Genomic DNA, 10,362 nt, shown 5'->3' with positions numbered 1-10,362 from the left:
TTTGCCGCTTTTGCAAAGTGACTCGCTGTAAGAGCGAAACCATAAGCCGCCGTTACCTAAATAACGGATATGTACACAATCAATCAAACCACTCCCGCCGCTCCCAAAAGGTATTCCGGATCATCTCCACCACCCACCCCACTTCCTGCGGATGCCGCACCTCAGCACTCACCCCCATCCACACCTGCCGCTGCATCCCCTCCAAAAACACCCCATCCAACGCCGTCAACCCACGGTCAAAACAACTCATATACCGCGGCAACAACCCAATGCACGCACTGCAACGAATCATCTCCAGCATCAGCGGATACGCCTGCACCTGCACCACCCCCGCCAAGCGCTGCTCCACCAGGTTGTTCCAGGGCCGCAACGCCTCCACCTGCCGGTCCGGCTGCCACTGCACCAACATGTAATCCGCGAGGTCTTCAATGCTGTCAGGCCGCACCGCCAACCGCGAATAACGCTTGGCAATATGCGGCGAATAATCCAGCCGCGCCAACACCTGCGGCGCATCGATGGCAAAACTCGGCCCAGGCCCCGACGACTCCATCCCCGACAACCACACCACCACATCCGCATCCAGCGCCTGCAACGCCAACTCGCTGTCGATGGAAATGATCTCCAGCCGCACACTCGCATTACGTCGCAGCAACGCGATCAAATCACGCCCCAGAATGTCATGCAGGATCGACTCGGCAACCGCCAGCCGAATCAACGGTTGTTCCAGCACCGGCAGGCGCCGCTCATGGGCCAGGGCAATCAGTTGCGCCTGCAACTGCTGCCCCTCGCGGCTGAGCGCCAGGACATTGCCCTGGTAGCTGAACAGCGAGCGGCGCAGTTGCTCTTCCAGTTGCGCCAGGCGCTTGCGCAATTGCGTGGCCTTGATGTTGAGGCTACGCGCAGCCTGCATGAAACAGCCACAGCGCGCGCTGATCAGGAAATACTGCGCCACCTCGGGCTCGATGGCGGCGGCCAGGGCCAGCCAGGCCTCGCGGGACTCGGTCAGCCCGCGATAAGGCGTGGTGCCGTGGGGTACAGCCGGGTCAAGAAATACCATGGGAGACTCCCTGTCTTGTGGGTACTGTGCATCCGATGCGGTCAGGCGTTTTTTACTCCAGCACCTTGTTCAGCTCGGCGCCGTCGATACTCAAGGTGGCGGTGTTGAGCATGCCCTCAAGGTAGGCCTTGGCAATTTGCTCCTGGCGTTGGGCCCGCAGGGCCTCGGTCAGGCGCTCGCGCAGTTCGTCCAGCGTCGCGTTACGCGCCGGTTGTTGTCCGGTGAGCTTGAGCACGTGAAACCCCGCCGCACTCTGCACCGGCTCCGAGACCGCGCCGGTCTTGAGCCGCGCCACCACACCGCGCATTTCGGGCACCAGTTGCTGCAATGGCTGCATGCCGGAATCGCCTCCGCGCCGGGCGCTGTCAGGGTCCTGGGAATATTGACTGGCCAGGGCGGCAAACTCGCCTGGCGATGCCTGCGCCTTGCGGCTCAACTCCTGGGCCTGACGACGCACGGTGTCGACGGCTTGCGCGTCCGTCACGGCGAGGAAAATCTGGCTGACCTGGTACAACGGCGGTGTCACCCATTGTGACTTGCCGCTGTCATACGCTTGCTGCAGCTCGGCGGCGCTGGGGTAATCGGCCGGCACCTGGCTGACCGACAACATGTAGTCGCGAAACACGATCTGCTCGGTGGCGGCACGGGTCTGCTGCTCAACTTCCGGGCGCTGACGCCAGCCCTGGGCATCGGCCTGTTCCAGCACAGCCTTTTGCGCCAGGCGCGAACGCAGCCAGGTTTCCAGCGCACCACGGTTGCCGCGCAGTTGCTCGCGGGTTTGCGCCGGCAAGGTTGCCAGCACCGACTTGAGTTCAAACAGGTCGATCTGCTGGTTGCCCAGACGCGCCACTGCCGGCCCGTCCTTCACGGCCACCGGCGCCGGCTGCTGGGCTGCGACCGGGTCACTGCCCGGTCGCAGGCTCAACCCCACCGCGACCGCCAGCACCACCAGGGCGCCGGCGCCGACCACAAGGGTTGGTTTCTTCACAGGGCAGGCGCCTCTTCGCGCGCGTCGACAGCCGGCGCGGCTTCGGACTGGGCCTGAAGCTGGGCGGCTTGCTGGCTGTATTCACGCAGGTAGACGATAAATTCCTGCAGCAGGCGGTCCCACAGTTCCAGCTGGTTGCGCAGGTATGGGGCACCCACGCCCGCCGCCACCACATCCATCTCCATCAGCAGGAACTCACCCTGCAACGACAGCCGCGCAAAGCGGCGGGAGGCGTTCCACACTTGCGCCAGGCCGTCCGGCAACTCGCCCTGTACCCGCAGCGCGCAGCTGTAGGTGAAATCCACATAGCTGCCCTGCTCCGCCGCCGGGTTGCCGAAGCGCACGGCAAAGCCAATGCCCTGGCTGGCGCTGAGCAATTGCACGGTGCCGTTCTGCTCGGTCTGGTTGACCCGGTAACCGGCTTCCTGCAGCAGCTCGGTCAAGGCTTGCGGGGTAACGCTGGTGATCAGTTGTACGTCGCTCATAGTGGTCTCTTCCTTGTTGATCAATGATTAGTGACGGTCTGTGGAGCATCGAACCGATTAAGGTATAGACCATCACCAAAACCCTGGGCGAGTTCCTCGAACTTGACCCGGGTGCTGCTGGCGAACGGTTGGCGGATGCTCATCACGTCGGCCACGTCGATTTTTTCGTAGGCCGTCAGCAACTGCTGGGCCACGCCGTACATCTGTTGATTCTTGACTGAACATTGCTGCACTTGTGTGTCACGTTCCGTGAGTTGCGCCTGCAAACGTGCGCGCTCGGTCTCTTTGCCACGGGCGATCACCAGCAAGTCTTCGTAGGCCTTCTTGAACTTGCCCACCTGCTCGTTGCTGGCCGCCACCTGAGCCTGGGCCTGGCTGTGCAGGTTCTGTTGCTGGCCCACCAATTGCTCGGCCACGCCGCGGGTCTTTTCCAGCTCGGCAGTCAGTTGCTTGATCTGCGCCTGGGCCTGTTTGGCCTGGGTTTCGGCAGCGATGCGCGCGGCACTGGCCTGGGCCTGCTCGCTTTGCAGCGCCTGCAACTGCTGGGTGGTGCTGCGCAGTTGGGTGCGCAGGCGCTCTTCCATGCCTTCAGCCGAAGCGCCGGTGGTAATCAGCAGCAACAGCAGGCCGCAAATTCGCGTGTTCATGAGCGTTCTCCGGCGCGTCAAAAGCGCGTGTTGAGTTCCAGTTGCATGACATCCACTTCAAACGGCGCGCCGTACACTTCGGAGGCACTGAGCCAACGGGCGCTGGCGTAGATGTTCTTGTCGAGGCCGTAATTGGCGCCAATGAAATAGCCCTTGGCGTTGGTGCCGCCGAGGTGGAACGAGGAGTCGTTGAAGCCGTCCGGCAAGGCGTCTGGCTGGATGTACTTGTAGCCCGCCAGCACGTTCCAGTCGCCCTTCCTGCGCATCTCCAGCGCACTGCCGAGGGTGAACTGCACCAGCAACGCGTTGCCGCCACTTTCAAACTGGCCATCGCTGTTGATGTTGTTGACGATCTGGCCTTCGCTGCGCTTGAGCATCTCGCCCTTGTCGTAGGCCAGGTTGTGGATGAAGTTGGTCTGGCTGCGCAGCTTGAGGTCTTCCGGCAGTTCGCTGTCCCATGCCAGGTTGAGGTCCAGCACATTGAACTTGGAGGCCAGGCCGACGAATTGCGGTTGCGGGGTCAGGCCGGGCGTTGCCGGGTTGGGCGCGATGTCACGCAGCAGGAACACGCTGTTGCCCTTTTGCATAAACGCCAGGCGTGTGCCGTCGGTGTCACAGGCCGGCTGGCCGGACCACGGCGAGCAAGGGCTGGAGCGTTCGCCCTGGATGTCGCCAAAGTGGTAGTAGGCCATCGAGCCTTTCAGGCTGTTGCTGCGGTTGATCTTCCAGTCGGCGCCGATCTGCCCGCCGAACATCCATTTGTTTTCGCTCTCGTCCTTGTCGAAACCGTTGGTGGTGGCCGTGTCGGGGCTGTACTCCACCGGGAACGCGCCGAGGGTGCCGAACAGACCCCAGTCGCTGTTGAGCTTGTGGTTGAAGATCGCCGCCACACCGTCGAAGTTGAGGTCGCCGGAATACATCATGTCGGTGGAATAAAACGGGTTGGCGAAGCGCCCCGCCGTCAGGGTCATGTAGTCGGTGGTCTTCCAGGTGAGGTAGCCCTGGTCCAGCCAGATGTCTTTCTTGCCAAAGCCGCCCCCCAGGGTCTGGGTGGTGGACACCGGGTTGTTGTCGTTACCGGTGCCGAGGCGAATGCCGGCGGTCCAGTCGGGCGAGATCACGGCTTTCATGCCCAGGCGGGCGCGCAGGCGGAACAGGTTTTCGCGGTCCTCGCGGGTGTTGAGCAACGGCGGCAATTGGGTGTTGGTGTTCTTGTTGACGTCGTAGGGCCCGCTTTGGTTGAGCTTGGCGTAGTCGACGATTTCGTTGCTGTTGTTGCCCGAGAAGTAGCGCGACTCATCCCGCAGGCGAATGTCGCCGTCGAAGCTGATGCGCGAGACCCAGTCCGGGAAGGTGTTGGGCTGGGCCCAGTTTTCCTGCTTGGCGGTGGCCATGACCTCGGCCTTGACCTGGTCGCGAATCTGGTCGCGTACCGCCGCCGGCACGTACTGCACGCGCACATCGCCGGGAGCCGCTGCCGGGCCGGTCGCCGCCACCGCTGTGGCTGCATTGGCCTGGCGGGCTTGCTGGGCTTCTTTCTCGGCCTGGGCGATCAGCCCGTCGGCCTGCTCCTGCTTGAGCACACCTTGCTGCACCAGCAGGCGGATCAGGTTGACCGTGGCGTTTTCCGAAGGTGCGCCAGGGGCTGCCGTCGCCTGCCCGACCAGGGTCGCGATGACCATACCGACCGCCAGGGTCAATCGATTCACGTGGGAAATCATCTGCACACAACTCCTGTAGAAAACTGCAAAAAAAGGGTTCGATCAATCCGGGCGCCGGCCCTTGAGGGACAGGCGTACCGGCAGGGTCATTGAGGCGGGTGTGCGTTCCTTCAGGCGCGGGGTGGCACGCAAGGCCGCCAGCACCTGGGCGTCGGTCTCGGCGTCGCCGCTGGACTTGGCCAGCTCCACGCGGGTCACCTCGCCGTCGGTGCTCAGCCACAGGTCGGCCTGCACCGTGTAGGCCTTCTTGCGCAGCTGCGGGTCTTCCCGCAGCAGGCGCTGGAACACCCCGGCCAGGTACTGCTTGAACGTGCCGGTGCCAAGCCCGCCGCCACCGGAGCCGGCCATGCCGCCGCCCTTGCCGGCACCGATGTTGAAACCGTCGTTGCCGGACTGCGCATCGCCGTCGATCTGCATCGGGTTGGCCAGGTCGTCCGCCGGTGAAGGCGGCGCTTCTTCCTCGGGCTTGACCTCGTCCGGGGTCGGCGTGGGTTCCGGTTCCGGGATTTTTTCCTGCACCTCGGGCTCGGGCTCCTTGGGTTTTTCCGGCGGCGGTGGTGGCGGTGGCGGCAACGGAATAATCGTCGGCACCTTGGGTGCTTCGCGGCGCACGCCACTCATGTCATTGGCCCACTGCCAGAGAAACCAGGCGGCCACGGCCCCCAGCAGCAGGCCGACGCCCCACTTCAGCGGGCGCAACGGCGGCTTGTTCTTGGCCGGCATCGGCGCGATCGGCATCTGTGCGGTCATGGTTCAGCCCTGATTCGGTTTGCCGGTGACCAGCCCGACCTGGGACAGCTCCAACCGGCGCAGCAAGTCAAGGACCTCGATGACCTTCTGGTACTGCACCATGGCGTCGCCGCGCACGATCACCGGGAAGTCCGGGTTCAACGCTTTCTCGATGCGCAGGCGTTCTTCCAGTTCAGGCAAGGTCACCGGGTAAGCATCGAGAAATACCTGGCCGCCATCGTTTACCGAAATGGCCTTGGTCTTGGCCTCCGACAGCGACACCGAGGCGCTGGCCTTGGGCAGGTGAATCTGGATCCCCGAGACCTGGGCGGTGGCGGTCAGGATAAACATCACCAACACCACCATCAGCACGTCCACCAGGGGCGTGATGTTGATGCTGTCGACGGGTGCGTCATCGTCATCGTCGTGGGAGGCATTCACGGAAGCCATGCTGATTCTCCTCAGGCCGGAACGTTGGCGTGGTGGTCGCGACGGTGCGCCGCTTCACTGTGCTGGCTCTCGCCGTGCATCTCCGCCAGGCGAGTGATGAACTCGTCGACGAACACGCGCATGTCGGCGCTGACTTCCTTGTTGCGGGTAATCAGGCGGTTGTAGCCAAACAGCGCGGGGATCGCGACAAACAGGCCCATGGCCGTGGCCAGCAAAGCCGCCGCCATGCCCGGGGCGATGGCGTTGATGTTCACGTCACCGGCCATCGCGGTGCCGAGGAACACCACCATGATCCCCAGCACGGTGCCGAGCAGGCCGATGTACGGGCCGCCGGCGATGGCGTTGGACAAGGTTGAAAGCTTGGCGCCGAGCAACTGGTTTTCCCGGGTACGCACACCGTCCATGGAGCAGCGGATGGCCTCGATGGTGGCCGCCGAAACCGACGAGGTATCGGCGCCCTGGGCGCGGCGGGTACGGATCTCCTTGACCGCCACCAGGTACAGGCGCCACAGCGAGGAATGGGTCAGGCGTTCGGCCAGCAATGCGTCGTCGTAGTACATCTCCAGGCGTGTGCCGATCTGCGCGAATTGCTCGCGGAAGATTTCGTTGGCCGCACTCACGCGGCTCACCTGGCGGTTCTTGCGGACCATGATGAACCACGACTGGACCATCATCCCCACCAGCACCAGGATGATCACCCAGGCATCCACCGGCACGGCCTTGAGCAGGAAACCCAGGCTGCCGAAACCGAAGCCCGACTGTTCCTCATCCACGCCATAGGCCACCAGTTTCGACTCGGCACCCTGGGCCGTGGCATCGGCCAGCAACAGGGCGGCCGGGCGTGCGACTTTGGACAGACGCAGCTCGTCCATGGCCCCGGTAAACGGCAGGTGGCCACTGGCGGCTTCCGGCAGATCGGCACCGATGGCCAGCTGCGAATTGAACGCCGGCATCGCCACGGCGAGGCTCGCGGTTTCACGGCCATTGACGTACAGCGAAACCTTGTCGCCCTCGGCGGTGAACGCCAGGTGCTGCCACTGGCCCGGGTTCAGCGGTTGGGTCGAGACCGCGCGCTGGCCGTCGATTTCGATAAACGGCATGCCCTGGTTCATGCCCAGCAACAGGCTGTGGGCGCCCTCGCGACGGGCCATGACCACTTGCTCGCCGCTGGCCTGGTCGACCCGCAACCAGGCGCTGAAGGTAAACGCGCCGCCCGCTGCGTGTTGCAGCGACGGGCTGGCCGGTAACAGCAATGGCTGGCCACCGAACTGCAGCGCGCGGCCGATCACACCGTCGATGCTCGCACCGGTGGCGTTCACGGCGGTGTTGCCGTAGGCCGTGGTGTCCCGGGGCGGCGTGCCGTTGGCACCGTCAAAGTGATAGAGCGCGGTGTAGTTCGGGTCGAAGGTCAGCTGGCCGTTGGCGGTGGCCGGGGCCTTCTGATTGCCGTAGTACATCCACAGGTCCTGGCGCTGACCGCCTTCCACCTTGGGCACGTCGACCCAGATCAGCGCCATGCCCATCAGCGGGTCGAAGCTTTCGATCTGGTGGTTGAACACGGTCTTGTCGTCGGCACTGACAAAGCGCAGGTCGGCGCCGTCGTCCTTGACCCCGTCAAAGGTGAAATTGCCGGTGTGCAGGCGCACCAGCAAGGCGGTGCGGCCCAGGGCCTGGTTGATGCCGGCGCCCTGGGAAGTGGTGTCCACCGTGATCTGTTTACGGTAGTGCCAATCGTCCTGCCACCAGGCATGGGCGGTGGCCGGGAGCGCGAAGCCCAGGCAGATCAACAGGCTCAGAAATAGGCGTTGCATGTAAGGAGTCTCCGAAAAAAGGGGTCAGAAAGTCGCCTGCACACTGAAGTGCAGTCGCGAGTCCTGTTTCTGGGTGTTTGGGCCATCGAGCAGCGGGTAGCCCCAATCCAGGCTGCCGGACAACCACTTGCTCAAACTGGCGCGGGTGCCCAGGCCGACACTGGCCAGGCTGTATTCGTCTTCCTGCTCGGGCAGCGGGTCATGCAGGCGCAGGCGCGCGCCTTCGGCAAACGCGTAGAAGCGCCACTCCTGCACGTAGCTGCCGAGGAACTTGGCCAGGGACGGCGTGCGCAGTTCCTGGGACAGCAGGTAGCCTTCGTCGCCGGTGCGCTCGGCGGCGAGATAACCGCGCACCGAGGTGGCGCCGCCGGCGGAATATTGCTCGTTGGACACCAGCGGCCCCGAGGCCAGCTGGAAGCCGGCCTTGGACGCCGACTGCCAGTCGTTGCCGAAGGTGTAGGTGTAATTCAGGTCGCCCTTGAGCACGGCGAAACTGGGGCTGGCCTTGTCGCGCTTGTACTGGAACTCTTCGGCGTCGCTGCCGTAGCCAAAAAACGCGCGGGTGCCGACTATCAGGTTCAAGCCCAGGCCCAGTTGGGACTGCTCGGTGTAGCGGTAGCCGTTGTAGCCGAAGGTCAGCGGTGCGTACTTGAGCGGAATGTCGTCGGTGCTGCCGCCAAACTTCATCTGTTCCTTGAAGTCCTTGAAGTCCACACCGGCCGAGAACGAGTTGGCCCAGTTGCCGCTGGCCGGCAGGCTGTAGATCGCCGCCACGCCGTAGGAATGGCCTTTGCCCAACACGTTGCTGCCGCCGATGGTGGCGATGTTGCTGTCGGACTGGTAGCCGGAGAACTGCAGGCTCCAGCGATCACTCAGCGGCGCGGTGTAGGAGCCCGACCAGACCTTGGCGTTGTCGCTGTCCTGGGGCGCCGTAAAGTAGGTCAGGGAAATGCTGTGGCCCAGTTGCCAGAGGTTGTCGTAACCCAGGGTGGCGACGCTGCGCAGTTCCTTGGTGTCGGCGCTGTAGTCGTTGTTCAGGCCGAGGCTGGCGTGCCACGGGTTCTGGTCTTCCACCTGCAGGTCGACGTCCATGGTGCCGGGGCGCTGGCCTTCGCGAACCAGCGGCGTGACCTGGCGCCCGACGCCGCGATTGAGGCCGGCGAGTTGGGTTTGCACGCTGGCGAAATCCGGTACGGCGCCCTCCTTCAGGCCCGGCACTTCGTCGCGGATTTCCACCGGCGAATAATGTTTGGCGCCTACCACACGGACGCGGCCGACCTTGGTCTCGCTGACTTGCAGGTAGACGATACCGTCGTCGACCTTCTGCTCCGGCAGTTCGACAAACACCGACTGATAGCCGCGTTCCTGATAGATCTTCTGCAAGGCATCCCGGGCGCCTTCGATATCGGCCAGGGTCTTTTGCGGGCCCAGAAACGGGTACACCGCTTCTTCGATCGCGCGGGCGTCGAGCACGGTATTGCCGCGCACGAAGTACTCGTTGACGTCCACCAGCCGTGCCGGAGCTTCGGGCTGGGCGCCCTGCTCTTCGGCCTGTACCGGTTGCGCCAGCGCGCCCAGCGTCAGCCAGCACAGCGCCAGCGTTGATTTGAACAGATGCTCCACACCGCCCCCTGGTTTACTCAAGATGATTGCCGTCGCCGTTTGCCCGGCGTTTGGCCTGTTCAATTGCTGGATATCGAGGTGTTGCCGTGCCGTGCGAGCCAGGTGTGCAGCAGGGCGAAGTTCAGGGAGAACTCCGGCATGTGCAGCAAGGCGCCGCAGAACACTTCGCCGATGATTTTCTGGATCAGTTGCACCGCCCGTGGGTTGTCCAGGAACGTGGCGATGTCGCGTTGCAGGAGGTTGATGCCCCAGACTTTCTGGTTCAGGTCGAGGCCGACGAACCAGCGGAACAGCAGGTTGTAGTTGAGTTGTTCGTGCAGTTGCTGTTCGTTGGGGACCGAGTACAGGAGTTGCAGCAGCAGGATCTGCAAGACGGTCTGGGGGGCGATCTGGGTGCCGGGTTCGGCCTGGAGCAGGTCGCGGTGGTGGTCGAGGATGTCGTCGATCTGCGGGCGCAGCAGGACCAGTGAATGGCCTGCGGGGATGTAGCTGGAGACTTCCTTGAGCGCACCTTGCCAGTCTTCCTGGGAGACGATCCATACCCACGGTGCGCCATAGCGGTAGACCGAGACCGGTTTTTTGCGCGCGGCTTCGACGATCTTTGACAGGCGCTGGTCGAGCTCCTGCATGCCGACTTTCGAATAACGTTCCATAGTTCCCATTCGCCCCACTCCTGGCATCCTGCTTACGGCTTTGGCATCGCCTGTTTTGGCGTTGTTGAGCGCGTTACATAGCCAAGACCGGGGGCACCGGGGACTACCGAACTTTTGTCATAAAAGCTTCTTTTTTTGGGTGGGGGTGGTGGTAGTGGTGGTGTGGGCATATCCGTTATTCAGGTAACGGCCACTATG

Annotated in this window: 10 protein-coding genes; all 10 read right to left on the bottom strand. The window is 63.5% G+C overall.

Annotation, left to right across the window (positions count from 1 at the left end):
• Nucleotides 1-79: 79 nt before the first annotated feature.
• Nucleotides 80-1,057 carry a LysR family transcriptional regulator gene (locus V3W39_RS33290; RefSeq protein ID WP_330214160.1) on the bottom strand — a complete coding sequence of 326 codons (978 nt, stop codon included), beginning with the start codon at nucleotides 1,055-1,057 and terminating at the stop codon, nucleotides 80-82.
• Between the two features lie 52 nt (nucleotides 1,058-1,109).
• Entirely contained in the window at nucleotides 1,110-2,045 is a 936-nt protein-coding gene (locus tag V3W39_RS33285) for a peptidylprolyl isomerase (protein ID WP_330214159.1), read from the bottom strand.
• Nucleotides 2,042-2,530, bottom strand: a complete 489-nt coding sequence (locus V3W39_RS33280; protein WP_330214158.1) for a YbjN domain-containing protein — start codon at nucleotides 2,528-2,530, stop codon at nucleotides 2,042-2,044. The genes V3W39_RS33285 and V3W39_RS33280 overlap by 4 nt, the downstream gene beginning before the upstream one ends.
• A 20-nt stretch (nucleotides 2,531-2,550) precedes the next feature.
• Nucleotides 2,551-3,177: a hypothetical protein gene (locus tag V3W39_RS33275; protein ID WP_010173410.1), complete on the bottom strand. Its 627-nt coding sequence runs from the start codon at nucleotides 3,175-3,177 to the stop codon at nucleotides 2,551-2,553.
• A gap of 17 nt (nucleotides 3,178-3,194) precedes the next feature.
• Nucleotides 3,195-4,898: a putative porin gene (locus V3W39_RS33270; RefSeq protein ID WP_177048995.1), complete on the bottom strand. Its 1,704-nt coding sequence runs from the start codon at nucleotides 4,896-4,898 to the stop codon at nucleotides 3,195-3,197.
• A 42-nt stretch (nucleotides 4,899-4,940) separates the two neighbouring features.
• Nucleotides 4,941-5,648, bottom strand: coding sequence for an energy transducer TonB family protein (locus tag V3W39_RS33265; protein ID WP_330214157.1), 708 nt, complete (start codon nucleotides 5,646-5,648; stop codon nucleotides 4,941-4,943).
• 3 nt (nucleotides 5,649-5,651) lie between these two features.
• Nucleotides 5,652-6,077, bottom strand: a complete 426-nt coding sequence (locus tag V3W39_RS33260; RefSeq protein ID WP_102606336.1) for an ExbD/TolR family protein — start codon at nucleotides 6,075-6,077, stop codon at nucleotides 5,652-5,654.
• 11 nt (nucleotides 6,078-6,088) lie between these two features.
• Nucleotides 6,089-7,888 (bottom strand): DUF2341 domain-containing protein, encoded by a 1,800-nt coding sequence (locus V3W39_RS33255; protein ID WP_330214156.1) that lies wholly within the window; start codon nucleotides 7,886-7,888, stop codon nucleotides 6,089-6,091.
• Between the two features lie 24 nt (nucleotides 7,889-7,912).
• Nucleotides 7,913-9,457 carry a ShlB/FhaC/HecB family hemolysin secretion/activation protein gene (locus V3W39_RS33250; protein ID WP_442968444.1) on the bottom strand — a complete coding sequence of 515 codons (1,545 nt, stop codon included), beginning with the start codon at nucleotides 9,455-9,457 and terminating at the stop codon, nucleotides 7,913-7,915.
• Between the two features lie 113 nt (nucleotides 9,458-9,570).
• Nucleotides 9,571-10,164, bottom strand: coding sequence for a transposase (locus V3W39_RS33245; RefSeq protein ID WP_177048999.1), 594 nt, complete (start codon nucleotides 10,162-10,164; stop codon nucleotides 9,571-9,573).
• Between the last annotated feature and the right edge of the window lie 198 nt (nucleotides 10,165-10,362).

This window comes from Pseudomonas sp. Z18(2022), from assembly GCF_036346535.1.
Classification (GTDB): Bacteria; Pseudomonadota; Gammaproteobacteria; order Pseudomonadales; family Pseudomonadaceae; genus Aquipseudomonas; species Aquipseudomonas yamanorum_A.
Note: the sequence above shows the minus strand (reverse complement) of the source record. Positions and strands in the feature narration are given on the sequence as shown.

What these genes read in the sequence shown, in the direction of transcription:
- V3W39_RS33290 (WP_330214160.1), bottom strand. Translation starts at nt 1,057, where the DNA reads ATGGTATTTCTTGACCCGGCTGTACCCCACGGCACCACGCCTTATCGC.
- V3W39_RS33280 (WP_330214158.1), bottom strand. Translation starts at nt 2,530, where the DNA reads ATGAGCGACGTACAACTGATCACCAGCGTTACCCCGCAAGCCTTGACC.
- V3W39_RS33275 (WP_010173410.1), bottom strand. Translation starts at nt 3,177, where the DNA reads ATGAACACGCGAATTTGCGGCCTGCTGTTGCTGCTGATTACCACCGGC.
- V3W39_RS33270 (WP_177048995.1), bottom strand. Translation starts at nt 4,898, where the DNA reads ATGATTTCCCACGTGAATCGATTGACCCTGGCGGTCGGTATGGTCATC.
- V3W39_RS33265 (WP_330214157.1), bottom strand. Translation starts at nt 5,648, where the DNA reads ATGACCGCACAGATGCCGATCGCGCCGATGCCGGCCAAGAACAAGCCG.
- V3W39_RS33260 (WP_102606336.1), bottom strand. Translation starts at nt 6,077, where the DNA reads ATGGCTTCCGTGAATGCCTCCCACGACGATGACGATGACGCACCCGTC.
- V3W39_RS33255 (WP_330214156.1), bottom strand. Translation starts at nt 7,888, where the DNA reads ATGCAACGCCTATTTCTGAGCCTGTTGATCTGCCTGGGCTTCGCGCTC.
- V3W39_RS33245 (WP_177048999.1), bottom strand. Translation starts at nt 10,164, where the DNA reads ATGGAACGTTATTCGAAAGTCGGCATGCAGGAGCTCGACCAGCGCCTG.